Here is a 21,667-nt window from a genome sequence, read left to right on the forward strand (position 1 = left end):
TTTTTTCGCACGATTTCAAAGTAGGCTGGAGATTTTCTATTTTTGCCTCTGTCACCATCTCACTACCCCCTTGACCGACGATACCATTCGCCTGATTTTTGGCCTTAAAATGCGGCAGCTGCGGCTGGACCGCAAGATTTCCCTGACCGACCTGGCCGCCCGAACCGGCATCTCGGTTAGCTATCTGAATGAGATCGAAAAGGGAAAAAAATATCCGAAAGGCACCAAAATAGCCGCCCTGGCCGAAGCGCTCGATGCTGAATATGACTACCTGGTAAGCCTGCAGCTCAGCAAAAAAATGGCCCCCATTGCCGAGCTGCTGCAGTCCAACCTGCTGCACGAGCTGCCCCTGGAGCTCTTTGGCATTGAGGTACCTGACCTGCTGGAAATTCTCAGCAATGCCCCCAGCAAGCTGAGTGCGTTTGTGAGTACGCTGGTGGAGATCAGCCGCACCTATGATATGCGCGTGGAGCATTTTTACTTCTCGGCCCTGCGCTCCTACCAGGAGATGCACGAAAATTATTTTGAGGAGCTGGAAGAAGCCGCCCAGCAGTTTCGACAGGCACACCAGCTGCCCGAAGGAGAAGCGCTGGCAGCCGGAGATCTGGCCCGCCTGCTGCAGGACGTATATGGCTATGGGCTGGATGAGCAAAGCCTGGCCAACATGCCCAAGCTGCAGCACCTGCGCACCATTACGCTGCCCGACCCCCGGCAGCCCATGCTCTACCTGCACCCTGCCCTGGACGAGCGGCAGCAGGCCTTTGCCTATGGACGGGAGCTGGCCTACACCTACCTGAAGCTGAGCGAGCGCTCCTACACCACCAGTTGGGTAGAGGTGGATAGCTTTGAGCAGGTACTCAACAACTTTAAAGCATCCTATTTCAGCTGCGCCCTGCTGATGCCCCGCCAGCCCCTGCTAGAGCAGCTCAGGGAGTGGCTGCAGCAACGGGAGTGGCAGCCTGACTTTCTGCTGCAGCTGATGCAAGGCTGGGGCGCAACCCCCGAGATGTTGCTGCATCGTCTTACCAACCTGCTCCCCCGCTTTTTTGGGCTGCGGGAGCTCTTTTTTCTGCGGTTTAACCACCCCATTGGCAGCCAGCATTTCTACCTGACCAAGGAGATGCACCTGAGCGGCCTGCACAACCCCCATGGCAGCATGATGAACGAGCACTACTGCCGCCGCTGGATTTCGCTTACCGTCTTTGCAGAACTTGACCAGCAGCCTACCCCCTCCCTGCTCTGCCGGGTGCAGCGCAGCAAGTACATTGGCAGCGAAAATGAATACCTGGTGCTCAGCCTGGCCAAAGCGCATAACCCGCAACCCGACCGAAACAGCAGCCTGTCCATAGGCCTGCGCATCAGCGAAGCGCTTAAACGAAAAGTGCGCTGGTGGAATGATGCGGCCATCCCCGTGCGCTGGGTTAATGAGACCTGCGAGCGATGCCCTGCCGTAGACTGCCAGGAGCGGGCCGTGCCTCCCCGCATTCTGCAGCAGCAAAACCAGGTAAACGAAACCAAATGGGCCCTGCAGGAGCTGAAACAAAAACGGGCCGAGGAAACAGAGGCCTCCAGGTCCTGACGCTACCAGCACCCATTGGCTCTACTATTTTGTTTTTGATCGGTTTGGCTGTAATTCGTTACCTGCCCGACCCCAGGGCAGAACAGGCAAGCGGGCACAGACCGGAAGTAAGTACAAGTAAATGCTCAAAGACCGATTTAACCGGATACATGACTACCTGAGAATTTCCCTGACGGATAGCTGCAATTTTCGCTGCAGCTATTGCATGCCGGAGGAAACCATCAGCTGCATGCCCAATGACCACCTGATGCAGCCTCAGGAGATTGAGGCCATTGCCAGAACCTTTGTGTGCCTGGGGGTGCGAAAAATCCGGTTGACGGGCGGCGAACCCCTGGTGCGCAAAGGAGCAGGCGATATTATCCGCAGCCTGTCCCAGCTCCCCATAGAGCTCACCCTTACCACCAATGGGGTGCTGGCAGACCAGTACATCGATTTGTTCAAAGAAGCCGGCATCCGCTCGCTGAATGTAAGCCTGGATACCCTGCAGGAGGGCAAATTCTTTGGCCTTACCCGCCGGGATGCCTTTCACAAGGTCTGGAACAACATTCTGCTGCTGATGGCGGAGGGCTTTCATGTAAAGCTGAATGTGGTGGTGATGAAAGGGGTAAATGAGGGGGAAGTCAATGACTTTATAGCCCTTACCAAAGACCTGCCCCTGCATGTGCGCTTTATCGAATTCATGCCCTTTGATGGCAACCGCTGGCAAAAGGGAAAGGTAGTACCCACCGCCCAGCTGCTGGCCCGGGCCGAAGAGGCCTTTTCTTTCATCAAATTAAAGGATGAAAAACATGCTACGGCCAAAAAGTACAAGGTGCTGAATTACCAGGGTACTTTTGCCTTTATTACCACCATGAGCGCCCCCTTCTGTGGCGACTGCAACCGCATGCGCCTGACCGCCGATGGCAAACTGAAAAACTGCCTCTTTGGCAAAGACGAGCTGAACCTGCTGGCGGCCCTTCGCCAGGGCGAACCCCTGCTGCCCCTGATCCAGAAAAGCCTGCTCATCAAGGCCGAAAAAATGGGCGGGCAGTTTGAAAACACTTATCAGCAAACCGATGGCGCCAGCCTTCAAAACCGCAGCATGATCAGAATTGGCGGTTAATGCGTATGTTGCCTCATGATTTCAGTCGCCGAAGCTAAACACCTTTTACTGGCCAATACCCCTCCGCCCCAACCAGTACAACTCTCCCTGGCCGAGGCTGGGGGCTATGTGCTGGCCGAGGCCCTCTACTCCCCCATCGACATGCCTCCCTTTGCCCAATCGGCCATGGATGGCTATGCCCTTAACTTCGGGCAGCTGGAGGCCGATGCGGTGCTGCGAGTGCGGCATAGCGTACAGGCGGGCGCTGCCGAGCTGCCCCGGCTGGCGGCCGGAGAGGCCATCCGCATCTTTACCGGGGCGCCTGTACCTCCCGGGGCCGATACGGTGGTGATGCAGGAAAAAGTGGAACTGGTGGAGGGGGGCATTCGCCTGCTGGATCCGGAGCTGAAGGCGGGCGCCAACGTACGCTCCCCTGCCTCCCAGACCCAAAAGGGAGCCCTGGCCGCCCCGGCCGGCACCCGCCTGAACCCGGGCAGCATTGGCTTTCTGGCCGGTCTAGGCCTTTCTGAGGCATCTGTTTTTGCCGCTCCAGCAACCGGCTTGCTGATTACCGGCAAAGAACTGGTGGCGCCCGGCACTCCCCTGCAGATGGGGCAGGTCTATGAAAGCAATTCGGCCAGCCTGCGGGCAGTCCTGGCCGAAGGGGGCATCACCCCGGTACTGCTTCGCCAGGTAGAAGACGAAGCCGAAGCCACCTATGCTGCCATTCAGGAGGGGCTGGCCGGCTGCCGGCTGCTGCTCATTACCGGGGGCATTTCGGTGGGGGATTATGATTTTGTGTATGCCGCTCTGCAGCAGGCAGGGGTAGAAACGCTTTTCTACAAAGTAAAACAGCGACCCGGCAAACCCCTTTACTGCGGCCGCAAAGGCGATACGCTGGTCTTTGGCCTGCCCGGTAATCCGGCCTCCGTCCTCAGCTGTTTTTATCAGTATGTGGTACCCGCCATTCGGCAGATGAAGGGGCTGGCCGCCGAAGCCACACCCCCCTTCTTTAAAACCCTACGCGAGGACTTCACCAAAAGCGGGGACTTACCTTCTTTCTGAGGGCAAAATGGACCGGAGAGGAGGTGGCGATTCTGCCTGCACAGGAATCCTATAAAATGAATGCCTATCTGGATAGCAACTGCCTGGTTGAGCTGGAAGAAGACGCAACCCACATCCAGAGGGGTACCTTAGTGCGGGTGTACCCCCTCAACCAATTGTGGGCATGAGGCCGGTGCTGGTATCTACCCCCCTGTTTTCATCTCCGCTATGAGTGCGCTATCGCCGGAATTGGAGCTGCTTTTTTACGGGCTGCTCTTTGTGGTTGCCTTTCTCTACGCCGCCGTGGGGCATGGAGGCGCCAGCGGCTACCTGGCCCTGATGGCGCTCTTTAGCCTCAGTCCGGAGGTGATGCGCCCCTCGGCCCTGCTGCTGAATATTTTTGTATCGCTTATTGCCTTTTTGCAGTACTACCGCTGGGTGGTGTTCCGCTGGCGGCTGTTATGGGCCCTGGCAGCGCTGGCCATACCTGCTGCCTTTCTGGGGGGGCTCATCTCGCTTGATGCTGGTTTGTACAAGCAATTACTGGGCCTGTTTCTGCTCTTTCCCATCATTCGTTTTGCCGGTTTTATGCCTAAGGAAGCTGCGGAAAAGAAAGAGGTTTCTCTTCCGCTGGCACTGCTTCTGGGGGCGGGCATAGGGTTTTTCTCAGGTCTGATCGGTATTGGCGGGGGCATTATCCTCTCGCCCCTGCTCCTGCTGCTGGCCTGGGCCGGCATGAAAGAAACGGCCGCCATTAGCGCGCTCTTCATTACCTTAAATTCCATAGCAGGCCTGCTGGGAAATGCTGCCGGCGGACTCCAGTTTAGCCCCGAGATTCTTTATTTTGTAGCCATTGCCGTGGCTGGCGGTGCCTTGGGTGCTTACCTGGGCGCCCGCTATTTCAGCGGGCTGCTGCTGAAACGCATGCTGGCCCTGGTGCTGATCATTGCCTGTGCAAAACTCTTACTGACATGAGCAATAAGCAAACCATAACGGGGATCGTGCTGGCCGGGTGCAAAAGCTCCCGCATGGGCCAGGACAAGGGGCTGATGCTGCTGCAGGGCAAAGCCATGGTGCTGCCTGTGATCGAGCAGTTGCAGCCGCAGGTAGCCGAGGTGCTGCTGGTGGCCAATGCGCCTGCCTACCGGCAGTACGGCTTTCGGGTGGTGCCGGATCTGGTGGCAGAAGCCGGGCCCATGGGCGGCATTTATACCGGCTTAACAGCCTCTGCCAGCGAGTATAATGTGGTTCTGAGCTGCGACATGCCCTTTATCACGGCCGAAGCCCTAGGGAAGCTGATCGGGCAGGCACGGCAGACGCAGACATCTGTGTGGCCAGCCTACAGGGGCACCTGCAGCCCCTTTTTGGCCTGTACGGAAAAACTGCCTGCCCCCGCTGGAAATGAGCCTCAGGCGCGGGGAATTTAAGCTGCAAGCCCTGATCCGGCAGTCCGCCCATCAGCTTGTGCCACTGGATGCCCTGGCCAAAGAACAGCCCCGGCTGTTTGCGTACCTTAATACGCCGGAGGAGTTTGAAAAAGCAACAGGGGCAGGGAACGATTAACAGGCTGTCTATGTGTTTTTAAGGCAGCAGATCTACATCTTTACAGAAATCAGGTATGGAAGTAAACATACTGGCCTTTGGCAGAATTGCCGAGCTTACGGCTGCCCGGGAATGGAAAATGCAGGGGGTGCGCAGTACTGAGGAGGTACGGCAGCAGCTGGAGGCCACCTACCCGGCCCTGCAGGGCATGCGCTATGCCCTTGCCCTCAATAAAAAGATCATAACAGCCGACACCCCCCTGAGCGAGGGGGCTGAACTGGCCCTGCTCCCGCCTTTTTCCGGGGGGTGATCGGTAATTTACTTTTTCACTTGACATGAAAGAAACCCAAAAAAGAAACTCCTTTATCGAAGGCCCAATCTCTCCGGTCTTTATCGCAGATTCCATCAGCAAGCATAGTGTGAAGAAAGAGATTGGCGCCCACAGTATTTTCCTGGGCCAGGTACGCAATGACCTGCTGGAGGGAAAAGAAGTGAAGGCCATTGACTATACCGCCTATACCGACATGGCCGAAGAGAGCCTGCACAGCATCCGGGAGTGGGCCTTTGGCCAGTATAACTTAACCTGTATGCACATCTACCACAGCCTGGGCCGTGTAGAAGCCGGCGAGATCTGCCTCTTTGTCTTCACCTCTTCCAAACATCGCAAAGATGCCCAGGATGCCTGCAGTGCCATTGTAGAGCGCATCAAAAAGGAAGTACCCGTCTGGGGCAAAGAAGTATTTGAAGACAACAGCTACAGCTGGAAGGTAAACAGCTGATTTTTAACCCCATCCTCAGCCCCTACCCCATGGTCAACATCACCCCTAAAACCAGCAGCCTGCGCCAGGCCATTGCCCAGGCCACCGTACGGGTTAGCAGCCAGCAAACCATTGATGCCCTTTTAAACAAGCAGGTGCCTAAGGGCGATGTATTTGAAATGGCCAAAACAGCCGGCCTGTTTGCGGTAAAAAGAACCAGCGACACCATCCCCGACTGCCACCCCCTGCCCATAGAATATACCGCCGTACGCTACCAGGTGCAGGAACTGGAGATTCTCATCGAAGTAGAAGTACACACCATTTACAAAACGGGTGTAGAAGTAGAAGCCATGCATGGGGCCTCAGTTGTGGCTCTTACCATATATGACATGCTAAAGCCTATCGACAAGGGCATTGAGATCCGTAACATCCGGCTGCAGGAGAAAAAAGGAGGAAAATCGGACTATACCGATCAGGTTAAGAAAGACCTGCAGGCCGGTGTTATTGTCTGTTCTGATACCATTGCTGCCGGAAAAAAAGAAGACCGGGCCGGCAAGGCCATTATCGAGAAACTGACCCAGCACGGGCTTACCCTGGCCGAATACAGCGTAATACCCGATGAGCTGCTGCTGATTCAGCAAAAGGTGAGCGAACTTTGTGCTGCCGGCTGCCAGCTGGTGCTTCTCACCGGGGGCACCGGCCTCTCGAAGCGGGATGTGACGCCGGAAGCCCTACGCCCGCTCCTGGACCGGGAAATTCCCGGTGTGGCAGAAGCCATTCGGTCCTACGGGCAGCTGCGCACCCCATATTCCATGCTCTCCCGTTCGGTAGCGGGGCTGATCGGCGATACGCTGGTACTGGCGCTGCCAGGTTCTACCCGGGGCGCTGCCGAATCCGTAGATGCCATTTTTCCGGCAGTGCTGCATATTTTCCGCATCATAGAAGGCGCCCGGCACCCCTAGAGCTGCCCATGGATACCCCTCTCATAAAAAAGACCCTGCCAGGAGACGGGGTCTTTTATGCTTTCTTTCTTGCCAGATGCTATTGCAGCAGCACAAAGCGCTGGCTTTGTCTGCCTGTATTGGTACTAATTTCCAGCACATATACCCCATTGATCAGCTCACTATGCAGGGGAATTTCCAGCTGGCTGGCGGGACTGCTCAGGTACAGCTCAGCCTGCTGCACCACTTGCCCCTGCAGGTTGCGAATTCTGTAGTGAACAGATCCTGCCTGAGGAACTCCCAGCAGTGCCTTCAGCTGCAGACTACGCACCGGGTTGGGCGACACCTGTAATATATCGGCAGTATTCCCTGTCCAGGCCACCCGCACAATAGCGGAATATTTATAGGTACCATCATAATCCACCTGTTTGAGGCGGTAATAGTACACACCCTGCGCCAGCCCTTTATCCAGGTAGGTGTAGTGCTGCAGGTTGTTGGTGGTGCCTGCCCCAGGCTGGTAGCCAATTTGCTGAAACGCCCGCCCATCCGCTGAACGCTCAACCTCAAAGCCAGCATTATTCTTCTCCTGGGCGGTGCGCCACTGCAGCAGCACCCCTTCAGGGCTTGTGGTGGCGCCAAAATGCAGCATCTCTACCGGCAGGGTAATGATTACACTGATCTGGCGATAGTCGGCTATGCCATCGCGGTTGCGATCGGGCAGGTTGGTAGCTTTGCCGCTTATGAGTACATCAAAGAGGTCTACCAGGCCGTTGCGGTTGGTATCGCGGTAGTAGGCGCCTGCAGTGGGATCAAGGAAGTTAGGGATGCCATCGTTGTCATCGTCTTCCATCCAGTTGGGGATGCCATCGCCGTCGGCATCGGCGCGGGTGTAAATGCCCGGATTTCCATTAACGGTCTCCCACAGCAGCGCACGCGCCAGCAGGTCGTTGAGGGCATCGCCATTGGTATCATCGTCAAAGGCTTCTACCCAATCGGGCTGAGGATCGTTATCGGAGTTCCAGTCCAGCAGATCCCGCACTTGATCAGCGTCAGTGTCAGGACGGGTAAAGGCGCTGCCGCCGGCCTGCGGATCTACCGGATTGGCCAGGCCATCGCGGTTAGAATCATAGTTGCGGATAAAGGCCAGCGTAAAGGTGCCATTTTGGGTCATATTGGCCGGAAAGCGGCCGCCATAGGCCTCAACTGCATCGGGAATACCATCGTTATCGCTATCCAGATCAAAGTGATTCGGGATGCCATCCCCATCGGCATCAAAACGGTCATCAATGCCATCCCGGTTCAGGTCTGCAAAACCGGGAAACTGCGCATCTCTGAAATTGGGCACTCCATCGCCATCGTGGTCGCCACTGGCATCCAGGCCGTTGTTCTCCAACAGGTCGGGAATGCCATCGTTGTCATCATCCAGGTCCAGAAGATCGGACACCCCATCATTATCATAATCGGCCAGGCAGAGATCGTACTGGTAGCTTACCGCATCGATGTACACCGGGCTGTTGGCCGGCACCACAATGCGCAGGTAACGCACACCTGCCGCCTGTGCGACTGTGTAGGTAACCGAAGCAAAGGCTGTGCTCTGGCTGGAGGTATAGGTTGCCGGATTGCTAAAGGCAGTGGCCACCGAGCCCCCGCTGACCACCATACGGTGGCCCGATGGCGCATACCAGCGTATGGTGATGAGCCGGTTAAGGGGCACCAGATCGGTGAGGTCCAGCACCAGCACATCTGCGGTATTATCCAGAATGGCAGCATTGCTGATGGTGCCGCCGGAAATGGTGCCGTCGGCCGAGCCTACGGCCCGCTGCGGGTGTTGCACCTCGGAAGAAAACTGAAGATCATCGGCATTGCCGCTGAAGGGCGCTGTGATAAAGCCCAGCCCACAGCTGCCTACCCTGTTTTCGAGATAATCGCGCACCCCATTGGCCGGAGCAATGTCCAGCGGCTCGTCAATGGTAGGGATGCCGTCGTTGTCATCATCATTATCACGGTAATCGGGGCGGCCATCGCTGTCGCTGTCCTGCCGCACGGGGGCCAGGCCGCCGGTGGAAGTATCAAAGGCATTGTCCCAACCATCGCCATCCGAATCCAGCCCTGTAGGCAGGCGATCGGCCCGGCCATCACGGTTGGCATCATTGCCCTCTATCAGGTCGGAGATACCATCATTGTCGCTATCCAGATCCAGATAATCGGGAATGCCATCGCCATCGGAATCTACGCCACGCGCTACCAGCACGCCGGCAGTGGTACGGGCTTCAATGCTGTCCGGTATGCCATCGCCATCCGAATCCTGATCATAGGCATTGGGCAGGCCATCGCCATCGGCATCGGCCAGCGGCAGGGGGCCGTTATTGCGGGCCGGATCAACCGCATCGGCCAGGCCATTGCGGTTGGTATCCTGGGCAGCATCTACCCGGCCATCCCCATTGGCATCCTGCCCGCCGGCTTCAACCAGATCAAAGAGGCCATCGCCATCGCTGTCCAGGTCCAGGTAGTTGGGCTGGTCATCGCCATCGGTGTTGCGGATGAGCAGGGGCGTACCTCCCAGGAGGCTCTCGAAGCGGTCGTCCAGGCCGTTACGGTTGGTATCGGTAAAGCCATCGATGCGGCCGTCTTTATTGCTGTCGGGGCCCCGGTTTTCCAGCAGATCGGGTATGCCATCGCCATCAGAATCCAGGTCGTAGGGGTTGCGCAGTCCATCGCCATCGGTATCGGGCGCCTGCAGGGGCTGGCCGTTGAGGCTGGTGGCCAGACCGTTTGCCGCAAAGGGACCTGCTATGCGCCCGTCGCCGTCAGGATCGGAGCCCCCGGCCTCTACCAGATCCGGCATCCCATCGTTGTCGCTGTCCAGGTCCAGAAAGTCGGGGATGCCGTCGCCATCGGTATCAAAACGGTCGTTGATGCCATCGCCATTGCTATCCACAAAGCCGGGAATATCGCGGTCGCGGTAGTTCTGAATGCCGTCACCGTCATGATCGGCGGTGGGGTTGTAACCCGTGCCACCATCTTCCTGCGCATTGGCAATACCATCGTTGTCGGCATCAATGTCCAGCAGGTCTACAACCCCATCGGCATCGGCATCGGCACGGTAGAGATAGTCGGGCGAGGGGCGGCCGCCCTGTACAAAATTAAAGCCTTCGGAGAGGGTGGGCAGGCCATCGCCATCATCGTCGGTATCCTGCCAGTCGGCCCAGCCATCCCCATCGGTATCCTGGAGCGGAGCATTGCTACCCAGGGCGTTGCCCCGGCCGGGGGCCAGAGTATCGTAGGCATTGTCCAGACCATCGCGGTCGGTATCCTGGCCCGAGGGGGTGCGGTCGGCTATGCCATCTTTATTGAAATCAAAGCCTTCAATGGCATCGGCTATGCCATCTCCATCGCTGTCCGGATCCAGGTAATCGGGCAGGGCATCGCCATCGGTATTTACCGGCACCAGCGCCTGGCCGCCGGTGGCAGCTTCATAGGCATCATCTAGGCCGTTGCGGTTTGTATCGGCATAGCGGGGCAGCCGGTGGTTGGCAGAACGCTGGGCCTCCCGGTTATCGGGTATGCCATCGCCATCGGAGTCAATATCCAGGTAGTTGCGCAGGCCATCGCCATCGGTATCGGGCAGGGGCAGCGGGCTGGAGAGCAGGGGGTCATGCAGGCCGTCCCTGTTGGTGTCTGTAAACGTATCCACTATTCCATCGCCATTGGTATCTACACCGCCGGCTTCTACCAGATCGGGAATGCCGTCGTTATCGCTGTCCAGGTCCAGGAAATCGGGAATACCGTCCAGATCCCGATCGAAGCGGTCGTTGATGCCATCGTTATTGCTATCTACAAAGCCGGGGAGCAGTGCGTTCATATAGTTCATGAAGCGGCTGCCGCCGGTAAAGCCTTTGGGATCGTATCCGGTGCCACCATCTTCCTGCAGATCGGGTATGCCGTCATTATCGGAATCGGCATCGGCTGTATCCATTACGCCATCCCGGTCCGAATCGCCATGGTAGAGGTAGTTGGGGTAAATGCCCCCGCCATTGGAGAAGTCGTCGTCCCAGCGGCCGTTGGCATTGGTATCTTCCAGGCGGCTGGGGGTGCCGTCGTTATCATCGTCGGCATCGCGCCAGTCGGGCTCGTCGGTGCCATCGGTATTTTGCAGGGCCACATTGCTGCCCAGGGCATTGCCCGAGCCGGGAGCGACAGAATCAAAGGCATTGTCCAGGCCATCGCCGTCTGTATCCTGACCGAACGGAGTGCGATCGGCCCGGCCATCGCGGTTGGCATCATTGCCTTCTATCAGGTCGGAGATGCCATCATTGTCGCTATCCGGGTCCAGGTAATCGGGCAGAGCATCGCCGTCGGTATTGACGGGCAGCAGGCCGGTTCCGCCACGGGCGGGGTCGTAGGCGTCATCCAGGCCATTGCTGTTGGCATCCAGCCCCAGGGGAGTGCGGTAGGCGGCCGTGCTCTGGCCTTCCCGGTTATCGGGTATGCCATCGCCATCGGAGTCAATGTCGAGGTAGTTGGCCAGGCCATCGGCATCGGTATCGGGCAGGGGCAGCAGGCTGCCTTCCCGCCCATCATGCAGGCCGTTCTGGTTGGCATCGGTAAAGCCATCGACCCGTCCGTTGCGGTCGCTATCGGTGCCCCCGGCTTCAACCAGGTCGGAGAGGCCGTCGCCATCGGCGTCAAGATCCAGGAAATCCGGCAGGCCATCACGGTCGGTATCCGGATTGCGCAGGGGGGTACCGCCTCGTTCGGCCTCTAGTGCATCGGCCAGGCCATTCAGGTTCACATCGGCCTGGGAGTCGATACGGCCATCGGCATTGGCATCCAGTGACCGACCACCGGCTTCCACCACATCGGGGATGCCATCGTTATCACTGTCCAGATCATAGTGGTTGGGAATGCCATCCCCATCTGCATCAAAATAATCATTGATGCCGTCGCCATTGCTATCCACAAAGCCCGGATAATCGGAATCCATAAAGTTGGGTATGCGGTCGCCGTCATCATCGGCGCCGGGGTCTTTGCCCCTGCCCTCTTCAATGTCGGGAATGCCATCGCCGTCAGAATCCAGATCGTCGAGCACAAAGCGCAGCACAGGGGTGGATATGTATTTGCAGGCGTTTTTGGCGGTGAATGAAAGCTGGTCGAAGGGGCGCAGCAGATAGCGGGGCAGGTTAAAGGACCAGTTGCCGCTGGTTACCGTGGTGGTGGCGTACACAGCACCGTTAATACTTAGGCTAATGACCGTACCGTTGGCCTCGCTGCTGGTGCCGCTGATGAGGCGCTGGCTGTCAAACAGCTCGCCGCTTGCCACAGGGGCAGCGGTGGTGCCATTGATAAAGCAACCCGAACTGCCCAGGTTGCTCACAGGGGTTGGGTTCTGAAGGTTTACCAGGGCAATAAAGGCATCGTCCGGCACCGGGAAAAGAGCATCGGCTACCCCGGCAATGTCGGATACGTTGCCAAAGATGGAGCCAGGCTGGCTGGTGGTTGCGGCGGCCAGGCGTATGGTAGAGCTGTTGGTAAGACCCATGGCCGAAATGGGCACCCAGAAATCGTAAAAGACAGGCGCCTGGCCGGTACAGTTGCTAAAAAGGGCATAGGAGCGCTGGCTGTGGGTGCTGAGCGAATAGCGGGCTACTTCTACCCCGGTGGTGGCGCCATCTACATCATATACCACTACCCCATTGCTGCCGCCGCCGGTTACATAGGCAATTTCAAATTCAAAGCCCGGGTTGCCGGGTTTGTTTCCGCCCGGGGCTATGTAGTTTGGGTCTGAGGTGCCAATGCGGCCGTCTACATCTACCAGTACACTAAAGCCAAAGGCACCGGTAGCGTTTTGGGCAATGCGCATGCGGTATTGCATAATGGGTACACCGCTCCAGCTGGTATAGTACACATAGCTGGCACTGGCGCCTACCGATAAGCGGTCTACCACATCGGTATTGCCGCAACTACCGCCGGTGCGGGTATCGCCATTGGGCTCTACCAGCGAAAACTGCGGAATGGCCACATAGGGCACTTCCATGGGTGTTTCGCCGGTGGCGGTAGTAAAGGCGGCACCCCCTGAAATCCAGCCATCGCCATTGGGGTTAAGCGGGCTTGTGGCAGGTACGGTAGCCTGGTAAATGGCGCCGGGCGTTTGGGCCAGTGCTGCGGTAGCTACGCACAGCAAGAAGCCAGCAATACGAAGAAAGGGGGGTATGTACATTCGTACAGAGAATTAGATAATACAAAGGTATTTCCTAACTCTGCTGCAGATATTAAAGACGAATTAAAGAATAAGCAGACGCCATTTTGGGTGATAGAATGCATTTTTTTCGCAGAATTATCACCTTAACAACACTTGGTTTTGCACCTATTCCGCACCAGCAATAGAACAGCAATCGATTGCGCGCGCTCCCTGTACACCTGGCGCATGGGGAAGGCTCCATGCGGGCTGGGCAAACTGGCTATGTAGGATTTATTCCGGATCTTGCGAACAAAGCTCCTTAAGCGCTGCAACTGCTGCTGGTTCTTCCTTTTCGGCTGCCCGTCGCCAGGCGGTGCAGGCCTTTTCAAACTGGTTCTGACGGTAGTAGAGCTCGCCCAGGTAGTAGTATACTTCTTCCATAAAGGGGTCCATGCCGGCGGCTTTCAGCAGCAGTTCTTCGGCAGCGGCATATTGCTCCCGGTAGAGGTGCAGAATGCCCTTGTTGCGGTACACCCAGGCATTGGTAGAGTCTATGGCCAGGCTGGCATCAATATCGCTGGCCGCTTCCCGGTATTTTTCCAGCTGGGTAAGAATAAATCCCCGGTTGTTGAGGTAATAGGGGTTTTTGGGCTGCAGGCGCACGGCCAGGTTCACCTGCTTGAGGGCTTCGTCGTAATTCTTCTGCTCCACCAGCAGCATGGCCAGGGCATTGTAGGCATTGCCTTCATTGCGGTTGAGTTTAATGGCCGTTTCCAGGTCCAGGCGGGCGCCGGTAAAGTCCTGCTGGTTCATCTTCAGAATGCCTCGGTTCACATAAGCTTCTACATGGCGCGGGTCTAGTGAGAGGGCCCGGTTGAAAGCCAGCAGGGCCGAGTCTTCTTCCTGCAAATGGCTATAGGCAAGCCCCTTGGCAAAGTATACAGAGGCCGAATCCTGGTAGGGCACGGCTATCTGACGCAGATCGTCCAGGGCCCGCTCCCACTCTTCGGTATACAGAAAAACATTGGCCCGGTTAAAGCGGGCATCGGTATAGTCGGACCGTATCTGCAGGGCGGCATTGTAATCGTCCAGCGCCTGCTGCAGCTGGCCAGTGCGGTAATAGGCAATGCCCCGGTTGTTATAGGCATCGGCATATTTGGGAAAATGCTTCAGGGATTCGGTATACAGGCGAATTGCCTCGGGATGTTGTCCCTGCTGCAGGTAGGAATTGCCCTCGCGCAGCAGCTCCAGTGCCCGCTCTTCATTGCTCTGACGACAACCCGCCAGCAGGAAAACCAGCAGCAAACAGATAGCGGCAAGATGCCTGGTACTCCACAGATAGCCTAAGCTCATATGCGTTACAGAAATGCAGATTAGTAGAAATGATCCGGCACAGGCAGAGCCTGCTGTGCCTGGCGGCAGGCCGGCCGGGCCTGATTACCGCCTGCAAAGGTAATGCCTCTGCTCGCATTACCCCCTGCCCGGGCTGAAAAAGTTGCAGGCAACTTTCCCAATCTGCTGGCATTAGCGCTTTTTATGGCCTCTGGGGGCCTGCAGCTTCTCATCTTCCTCCTCAACCTCGTCATCAGAAGGCTTTTCGCCCTCGTCGGTCAGGCGAGGGGTGGCATAATCCCGGTCCAGTACTTCTTTTACCTTCTTGCTTTCTACTTTTACATACTCGGCCTCGCCCAGTTTGGATATGCGCCTGTAGTACTCATAGACGGGAATGGCATAGCTTTTGGGCTCAATGCCCCTGCCGTACATACGGGCCCAGACTGCTGTAAAGGCAGCGCCCAGAAAAAAGACCAGGCTGGCATAGGAGGTCCAGAGCAGGATAAGAATGAGCGAACTGGCCGCTCCATAGGCCGAGGCCGGATCAGCAATGCCAATGTAGCGGCCGATCATGGCTTTGCCGAGAATAAACAGCAGGGAGGTAACAAAGGCACCCAGCCACACATCGCGCCAGGCTACGATAGCGTCGGGCAGCACCTTGTAAATGGTGGCAAACAGCAGGGTGATCACCCCTACGGAAATTGAAAAGTTGATGAAATCGATCAGGTAGGCCGACAGCGTAGCCAGGTACTGCGAGATATACCCGCTCATGGCGCTGATCACCGAGGAGATAACCAGAGACATAAGCAGCAAAAAGCCCAGAACCAGGATCATCCCAAAGGAAAAGAGCCTGTCCAGCAACACCTGCAAAAACGCACGCTCGGGCACTACGCGCAGCTCCCAGATATCGTTAATGCTGATCTTGAGGTGAAAAAAAACCCCGGTAGCGGCATAGACCAGCGACAGAATGCCAATGATGGTGGCCAGCGTAGAGTTCTGGGCCTGACCGGCTATGCGAATGGTTTCCTCCACCTGCCGGGCCCCTTCGGAGCCCAGCAGATCGGTGATCTCACCATAGACCTCACCGCGCACTGCCTGCTCGCCAAACAGCTGGCCGGTCACATAAAAGATCACCAGAAATAAGCCTGGCATGGAAAAAACGGTATAGTATGCAATAACAGCACTCTGCCGGAAGGGATCGTTCTCCATCCACTTATGGTAGGTGGTCTTGAGAAAAGTCCAGACCGTGGCAGCCCGTTTTTTGGCTCGCTTCATCCGCCTACTACCTCACCCCCATTGATGTGAATGATCTGGCTGGTCATATAGGAGGCATCATCCGAGGCCAGAAAAACATAGGCCGGGCCGCATTCGCTTGGCTGGCCGGGGCGCTCCAGCGGCACATCTTTTCCAAACTCATCCACATTGTCTTTGGTACTGGGGATAAGGGGGGTCCAGATGGGGCCGGGTGCCACACCATTCACCCGGATCTTGCGCGAGGCCAGGCTGGTGCCCAGGCTGCGGGTAAAAGCGGTAATGGCCCCTTTGGTGGCCGAATAATCGATCAGGTGGTGGCTGCCCCGGTAAGCAGTAACGCTGGTGGTGTTGATAATGCTGTCTCCCTCCTGCAGATGCTCCAGCGCTGGCTTGGTAAGGTAAAACATGGAGAAGATGTTGGTGCGAAAGGTTTTCTCCATCAGGTCCAGATCCAGCTCTTCCAGTTCATCGGCCGGATGCTGTTCGGCAGCATTGTTTACCAGGATGTTCAGGGAGCCGAATTCTTCTACGGTCTTTTTAATGCAGTTTTCGGCAAAGGTGCGGTCGCCCAGATCACCGCGCAGGAGCAGGCATTTTTGCCCCTCGGCTTCCACCAGTTTTTTAGTTTTGTGAGCGTCTGCATCTTCGCTCAGGTAGATGATGGCCACATCGGCCCCTTCCCGGGCATAGTGCACCGCTACTGATCGGCCTATTCCGCTATCGCCGCCGGAGATCAGGGCAATTTTGCCTTTGAGCTTGCCACTGCCCTTATAATCCTCCCGGATCACCTGGGGCTGCGGCTGCATGGCCGATTCTTTGCCTGGGGTGGGCATAGACTGGTCCTTTATCTTCTTGGAGAGTTTTTCTGCTTTCTTGTTCATGGGAAGAAAAAATTGAATTACACCTTTTCTACTTCACTTTCCAGCTTTAGTACTTCATCGCCATCTTCCTGACGGATAAGCAGGGCTTTGTTGCCCGGCTCGCCCCGGCGGGTTATCTGGCTCCCCTTAATGGTTTTGCTGACGGTGTGATCCCAGCTTTCTATTACCTTGCCGCTGGCGGTACCACTGGCCCACTGCCAGCGCACCTTACTTCCTTGCCGTATCATGCTGTAGGTGATGTGTAGTAGTATCCTTTGTAAAACGCCTGTGCGGGGGATATGTTTATTGGCTCCGGAAAAATGCCTGCCCCCCTCCCCTGGCCTGCCCAGTGATGGGGCTGCCAGACCTGCACCCCCCTTTCTAAAAAAGAAAAGCTGCAAAAGCCAAAACTGAAGTAGCCCGCAGCTCGTAGAGAAAAGAACCGACTAAAAACCAACCCCTTACCGGCAATGGCATGTGCGCAGGAGGCAACCACCCCCTGCTGCAGAACCCTTTGCCCCAGCTAGTTTGTATAGCCAGGCGCCCCTACCCCTGGGTATACTATTTTTTCATCTAATGCACCGATACGATGGCCTACAACATTTACACCAATCTCTTTTACGGACAGCCCGTTTCCAGAGCGAAAAGCCTTTCCGAACCCCATAAAACAACGGATACCAGCACCATCAGAACGTGGGCCGAAGCCCGCGGCGGTAAGCCTGCACTAAGAGCAGCTGAGCACCAGCAGACTCCACCTGAGCTTTGCATCTGCTTTGCGGATAGTCCGCAGGAGGCAGGGCTTGAGGAGATCAGCTGGGAGCGCTTTTTTACAGAATTTGAGGACCACCGCTTTGTGATGGTCTACAGGGAGCAGGAAACCGATGGAGAACTGAGCCACTTTTACCGACTCATGCTGCGCCGGGCCTGGTAGGTCCGTAGGCGCGGCGGCCTGAGACCGGCCTGATCTAAGGGGTATTGCCAGACCTACACCCCTTTTCATGCGCCTGATTTGCAGACCGTTAGCCCCGACACACTCCTGCCTCTGCTCGGCCACCTGCCTTGCCAGGCTACTGGTAGAAAGCTTGGAAAATAGTGTTATTTTTGCGGCTATGTATTTTGTACTCTCCAAAACAGTGGGCTTGCTGGTAAACCCCCTGGTGCTGCTATTTGCCCTTTTGATTGCCGGCCTGCTGGTTAAAAGAGCCCGGATCAGGGGTATGTTGCTGGGCGCATTCTTCTTTCTGGCCTTTGTGTTCTCCAACCCCCTGCTCACCAATGAAATGCTGTTGTTGTGGGAGACCCCTGCCCTGCGCTACAACCAGCTGGAGGGCTCCTATGATGTGGCCGTGGTGCTCTCTGGTGTAACGGCTCCAAACCGCGGCCCCTATGACCGCATACACCTGCACAAGGGGGCCGACCGCATTATGCATGCGGTACAGCTCTATAAGCTGGGCAAAGTAGAGAAGCTGCTGCTGAGCGGGGGCGCTGGCAGCCTGCAGGGCGATTCCATCTCCGAAGCTACCCGCATGCAGCGGGTGATGCTGCTGGCCGGTGTGCCTTCTGAAGCCCTGCTGATAGAAGGCCAAAGCCGAAACACCTATGAGAATGCACGCTACAGCCGGGATGCCCTGCAGCAGCTATACCCCCAGGGGAGCCAGCGCGTGCTGCTGGTGACCTCAGCCTTTCACATGCGGCGGGCGGCTGCCTGCTTTCAGAAACAGGGCCTGCAGGTAACCCCCTTCAGCACGGATTTTTACAGCATGGAACGCGCCTACGGGCTGGAGCACCTGCTGGTGCCCGATCCGGAAGCGGTGCAGGCCTGGTCCAGACTGCTGAAGGAGTGGGGAGGCTTTATAAGCTATAAGGTGGCAGGCTACATTTAATACAGGTCTCTACTCCTGCACCCAAATGGTCTTCTGGTTCAGGAACTCGTGCATGCCCAGGTAGGAAAGCTCCCGCCCGTAGCCCGAGAGTTTAATGCCCCCAAAGGGTACGGCCGGATCACTGGCCATCATTTTATTGACATACACGGCCCCGCTCTGGATCTGGCGGGCAATGGCCTGCCCCCGCTCCAGATCCCGGCTCCAGACCGAACCTCCCAGGCCATATACCGAGCTATTGGCCAGGTCTATGGCCTCCGCCTCATCCATGGCCCGTATCACTGAGGCTACCGGCCCGAATAATTCCTCTTTAAAGGCCGGCGCATTTTTAGGTATATCGGCCAGAATGGTAGGGGTAAAAAAGGCGCCATTGGAATTGGGCCGATCACCGCCCGTTACCAGGGTAGCCCCTTTTTTGAGGCTTTTCTGCACCTGCTCCAGCAGCCCCTCGGCCAGGTCTTCCCGGGCCATGGGGCCATGGTCCATATCATCATCCTGCGGATCGCCAATTTTAAGGGCTTCCATGCGGCTTCTGAACCTGTTAATGAAGTCATCATATACCTTATCCAGCACAATAAATCGCTTGGCCGCAATACAGCTTTGGCCCATGTTGATCATGCGGCTCTTTACGGCCCATTCGGCGGCTTTGTCAAGGTCGGCATCCTCCAGTACCACAAAGGGGTCGCTGCCGCCCAGCTCCAGCACGGTTTTTTTGATGTACTTGCCTGCCCGGGCGGCCACACTGCTGCCGGCCCTTTCGCTGCCGGTGAGCGTTACAGCCCGTATGGTCGGGTGTGCTATCAGCTTCTCGGTCTTTTTGTTGCCAATGAGTAGCGAGAGAAACGCCCCATCGGGAAAGCCCGCTTTGCGAAAGATCTCTTCCAGGGCAAGCGCCACCTGCGGCACGGAGGATGCGTGCTTTAAGATGCCCACATTGCCTGCCATCAGGTTGGGCGCCGCAAAGCGAATCACCTGCCAGAAGGGAAAATTCCAGGGCATGATGGCCAGTACCGGGCCCAGGGGCTCATAGGAAATAAAGGCCTTGCCCTGGGATACATCCAGCACTTTATCCTTCAGGAAAGCTTCGGCATGGGTGGCGTAATAGCGGCAGCAGGCAGCGCATTTTTCAATTTCGGCACGTGCTTCGCGCAGGGTTTTGCCCATTTCAAGGGTCATCAGGTGGGCGTAATGCTCCAGATCATCTTCCATCACCTGGGCTGCGGCCATCATCAGGCTGCTGCGCTCCTGCAGGGGCACCTGCTTCCAGTGGCGAAAGCCTTCTTCAGATGCCTCCAGGGCGGCTTGTATATCGGTATCAGTAGCTTCGTGGAACTGACGAATGATCTCGTTATTGAAGGGATTAACAGATTGTATGCTCATATCCGAAAAAACCAGCGCAGCCGCTGAGATGTTTAGGACAAAAAAAGCAAAAAATCTGCTAAGCGGGGGTACCAACTGCCGGCAAAAGACTAGCAGCCTGAAGTGCCGGCCTGCAGCGGAGGGGGCGCAGCAGGCCGAGCCTTACGGTTGAATCAGCTGCCTACGGCCTGTACGCTAGAGCGCGGCTACGTTATAGCCCTCCTGCTGCAGGGACAGAAGCCCACCTTTTAGGTAATAGACCTGGGAAAAGCCTGCCTGGCGCATCAGGGCCGCTGCCTGTGCGCCGCGGTTTCCGCTGGTGCAGTAGAGGTAAAATACCTGCTTCCGGTTCAGTTTATTGATGGAACGCTTAAAGGTTGGGGCATCATCGGGGTTCAGCAGCAGGGCGCGGCCAATGGAAGCGGTTTCCAGCTCGGCAGAGAGCCGTACATCAATCAGCTGCCCGGGCTGCGTGCTTTGGGCGGCAATAAACTGCAGGGGGCTGAGGGCTGCTTTGTCAGACACACCACAGGAAACCAGTACTGCCAACAGCAGTAAAACGCCCCCCCTTCTCCATATCATCACAAGCAGTGCCATCTTTGAATCAGTACAAAAAAATTGCGCAAGCCGGCTCTGCCGCCCTGTGCAGAACTCTTCCTTTAAAATACGTTAAATTATAGACTTATTCCAGCAAATAGCAGCACTTTTCTTTTTACAGCCCTCGTTGAGAGAGGGGTTGTAAAACTGCCTGTCTGTGGCCGGGGCTGAACATCAGGCAGGGATGTAGCGCCAAAAAATCCGGGTATTCAGGCTGCTGCTCTACTAAATGGATAAGCAAAAAAAAGGGCCGCTTGTTTGCGGCCCCTGAGCTTATTTTAGGGAAAAATCAGCGGATCGGTTCAAAGTCTTTAATGGCCTCTCCCAGATCATATACCTTGGTCTGGGGCAGGGCTGCCTCCAGGATGCTGAAGCCTGCAGCGGATCGGTAACCGGCGGCACAATGCACCACTACCGGCTTGTCGGTGGGTACTTCGGCGGCGCGCTCCCGCAACTGGTGCAGGGGGATGCACAGCGCATGGGCAAAGAACTTTCCTTCTTTCACTTCTGCCGCATTGCGGATGTCTACCACAGTATAGGTTTCCGGTGCGGCCTTAAAATGTTCCAGGATGATCCAGGCATCATGCTCATGACCGGGCTTGGCATTCGCCATAGCCCCTTTGAGCGTACGCTCATAGCCAATCTTGGCAGCTTTCCGGATCAGGCGCTCCAGGCTTTCTTCATCTTCGGCTATCAGGTACCAGGGCTCCTCCGGGCCTACAATACTGCCCAGCCAGGTCTCAAATTTTGCCCCATCCATCAGGTTTATGGCACCTTTCAGGTGGCGGTTCTTGAATTTCATCTGATCCCGGGCATCCACCACCAGCACGCCAGGCTCCAGGGGAGCATCGGCCGGCAGGCGGGGCACCTCATCCAGACTGCTGCTATAGGCAGGGGCGCCCTGCTTGTTGAGGGCCACATTGCTCTTGAAGTACTTGGGCACAAAGGGCTGGTCTTCCAGCAGGGCACTGACAAAGGCGGCTTCCGACATGGGCTGCAGCGACTGGTTTTGCTCCAGCTCCCGGCCGATGGTGCTGGTGAGGTCCTTGCTCAGGTTTTTGCCGCAAAGAGAGCCTGCGCCATGTGCGGGATACACCAGCACATTACGCTCAAGCTGCATGAGTACCTCGCGGGTGCTGGCATACAGCTGGCGGGCCAGGTGCTCCCGCTGGGTATCGGCCTGCTCGGCTTCTTCCCGCAGGTCGGGTCGGCCCACATCGCCTACAAAGAGGGTATCTCCCGTAAAAACGGAGTGCTGCCGG

At 56.8% G+C, this 21,667-nt stretch carries 20 protein-coding genes; 12 read left to right on the forward strand and 8 right to left on the reverse strand.

What is annotated here, in order from left to right; all coding sequences use genetic code 11:
* The first annotated feature begins 70 nt into the window (after positions 1 to 70).
* The 10 genes from ADICEAN_RS05660 to moaCB all read left to right on the forward strand — a co-directional run bounded on the left by ADICEAN_RS05660 (position 71) and on the right by moaCB (position 6,966).
* Positions 71 to 1,579 (forward strand): helix-turn-helix domain-containing protein, encoded by a 1,509-nt coding sequence (locus tag ADICEAN_RS05660; RefSeq protein WP_009194588.1) that lies wholly within the window; start codon positions 71 to 73, stop codon positions 1,577 to 1,579.
* A gap of 121 nt (positions 1,580 to 1,700) precedes the next feature.
* Positions 1,701 to 2,681, forward strand: a complete 981-nt coding sequence (moaA, locus tag ADICEAN_RS05665) for a GTP 3',8-cyclase MoaA (RefSeq protein WP_009194589.1) — start codon at positions 1,701 to 1,703, stop codon at positions 2,679 to 2,681.
* 15 nt (positions 2,682 to 2,696) lie between these two features.
* Positions 2,697 to 3,725, forward strand: coding sequence for a molybdopterin molybdotransferase MoeA (locus tag ADICEAN_RS05670; RefSeq protein WP_009194590.1), 1,029 nt, complete (start codon positions 2,697 to 2,699; stop codon positions 3,723 to 3,725).
* Complete coding sequence (locus ADICEAN_RS21800) at positions 3,722 to 3,892, forward strand: hypothetical protein (protein ID WP_083879683.1); 171 nt, start codon at positions 3,722 to 3,724, stop codon at positions 3,890 to 3,892. Before ADICEAN_RS05670 ends, ADICEAN_RS21800 begins: the two co-directional genes overlap by 4 nt.
* A gap of 40 nt (positions 3,893 to 3,932) precedes the next feature.
* Positions 3,933 to 4,679, forward strand: coding sequence for a sulfite exporter TauE/SafE family protein (locus tag ADICEAN_RS05675; RefSeq protein WP_009194591.1), 747 nt, complete (start codon positions 3,933 to 3,935; stop codon positions 4,677 to 4,679).
* A complete protein-coding gene (gene mobA, locus ADICEAN_RS05680; RefSeq protein ID WP_009194592.1) occupies positions 4,676 to 5,131 on the forward strand; it encodes a molybdenum cofactor guanylyltransferase in 456 nt (151 codons plus the stop codon). Before ADICEAN_RS05675 ends, mobA begins: the two co-directional genes overlap by 4 nt.
* On the forward strand, positions 5,106 to 5,267 hold the full coding sequence (locus tag ADICEAN_RS22560; protein ID WP_009194593.1) for a glycosyltransferase family protein: 162 nt from the start codon (positions 5,106 to 5,108) through the stop codon (positions 5,265 to 5,267). Before mobA ends, ADICEAN_RS22560 begins: the two co-directional genes overlap by 26 nt.
* Positions 5,268 to 5,322: 55 nt before the next feature.
* Entirely contained in the window at positions 5,323 to 5,556 is a 234-nt protein-coding gene (locus ADICEAN_RS05685) for a MoaD/ThiS family protein (RefSeq protein WP_009194594.1), read from the forward strand.
* 25 nt (positions 5,557 to 5,581) lie between these two features.
* Positions 5,582 to 6,025: a molybdenum cofactor biosynthesis protein MoaE gene (locus tag ADICEAN_RS05690; RefSeq protein ID WP_009194595.1), complete on the forward strand. Its 444-nt coding sequence runs from the start codon at positions 5,582 to 5,584 to the stop codon at positions 6,023 to 6,025.
* Positions 6,026 to 6,054: 29 nt separating this feature from the next.
* Positions 6,055 to 6,966 carry a bifunctional molybdenum cofactor biosynthesis protein MoaC/MoaB gene (gene moaCB / locus ADICEAN_RS05695; RefSeq protein WP_009194596.1) on the forward strand — a complete coding sequence of 304 codons (912 nt, stop codon included), beginning with the start codon at positions 6,055 to 6,057 and terminating at the stop codon, positions 6,964 to 6,966.
* A gap of 79 nt (positions 6,967 to 7,045) precedes the next feature.
* Here the strand turns inward: moaCB and ADICEAN_RS05700 are convergent, their stop codons facing one another.
* From ADICEAN_RS05700 to ADICEAN_RS05720, 5 genes are all read right to left on the reverse strand, one after another.
* The gene (locus tag ADICEAN_RS05700) at positions 7,046 to 13,162 is read right to left on the reverse strand and encodes a T9SS type A sorting domain-containing protein (protein ID WP_009194597.1); all 6,117 of its coding nucleotides are present in this window, start codon (positions 13,160 to 13,162) and stop codon (positions 7,046 to 7,048) included.
* 252 nt (positions 13,163 to 13,414) lie between these two features.
* Positions 13,415 to 14,428: a tetratricopeptide repeat protein gene (locus ADICEAN_RS05705; RefSeq protein ID WP_236612868.1), complete on the reverse strand. Its 1,014-nt coding sequence runs from the start codon at positions 14,426 to 14,428 to the stop codon at positions 13,415 to 13,417.
* Positions 14,429 to 14,647: 219 nt separating this feature from the next.
* Entirely contained in the window at positions 14,648 to 15,730 is a 1,083-nt protein-coding gene (locus ADICEAN_RS05710) for a YihY/virulence factor BrkB family protein (RefSeq protein ID WP_009194599.1), read from the reverse strand.
* Positions 15,727 to 16,590, reverse strand: a complete 864-nt coding sequence (locus tag ADICEAN_RS05715; protein ID WP_009194600.1) for an SDR family oxidoreductase — start codon at positions 16,588 to 16,590, stop codon at positions 15,727 to 15,729. Before ADICEAN_RS05715 ends, ADICEAN_RS05710 begins: the two co-directional genes overlap by 4 nt.
* Before the next feature lie 17 nt (positions 16,591 to 16,607).
* Positions 16,608 to 16,817: a hypervirulence associated TUDOR domain-containing protein gene (locus tag ADICEAN_RS05720; RefSeq protein WP_009194601.1), complete on the reverse strand. Its 210-nt coding sequence runs from the start codon at positions 16,815 to 16,817 to the stop codon at positions 16,608 to 16,610.
* Positions 16,818 to 17,158: 341 nt separating this feature from the next.
* Here ADICEAN_RS05720 and ADICEAN_RS05725 point away from each other — a divergent pair, with 341 nt between their 5' ends.
* Complete coding sequence (locus tag ADICEAN_RS05725; protein ID WP_009194602.1) at positions 17,159 to 17,500, forward strand: hypothetical protein; 342 nt, start codon at positions 17,159 to 17,161, stop codon at positions 17,498 to 17,500.
* A gap of 178 nt (positions 17,501 to 17,678) precedes the next feature.
* Complete coding sequence (locus ADICEAN_RS05730; protein WP_009194603.1) at positions 17,679 to 18,452, forward strand: YdcF family protein; 774 nt, start codon at positions 17,679 to 17,681, stop codon at positions 18,450 to 18,452.
* A gap of 9 nt (positions 18,453 to 18,461) precedes the next feature.
* On the opposite strand, the gene ADICEAN_RS05735 is transcribed toward ADICEAN_RS05730, so the two are convergent.
* From ADICEAN_RS05735 to ADICEAN_RS22565, 3 genes are all read right to left on the reverse strand, one after another.
* Entirely contained in the window at positions 18,462 to 19,829 is a 1,368-nt protein-coding gene (locus ADICEAN_RS05735; RefSeq protein ID WP_009194604.1) for an NAD-dependent succinate-semialdehyde dehydrogenase, read from the reverse strand.
* Between the two features lie 174 nt (positions 19,830 to 20,003).
* Positions 20,004 to 20,357 carry a rhodanese-like domain-containing protein gene (locus tag ADICEAN_RS05740; RefSeq protein ID WP_161622666.1) on the reverse strand — a complete coding sequence of 118 codons (354 nt, stop codon included), beginning with the start codon at positions 20,355 to 20,357 and terminating at the stop codon, positions 20,004 to 20,006.
* A gap of 337 nt (positions 20,358 to 20,694) precedes the next feature.
* The coding region (locus ADICEAN_RS22565) for a rhodanese-like domain-containing protein (protein ID WP_040396341.1) at positions 20,695 to 21,667 on the reverse strand (973 nt) is incomplete at its 5' end.

The sequence above is a fragment of the Cesiribacter andamanensis AMV16 genome (genome assembly GCF_000348925.1).
In the GTDB taxonomy this organism is placed as follows: domain Bacteria; phylum Bacteroidota; class Bacteroidia; order Cytophagales; family Cyclobacteriaceae; genus Cesiribacter; species Cesiribacter andamanensis.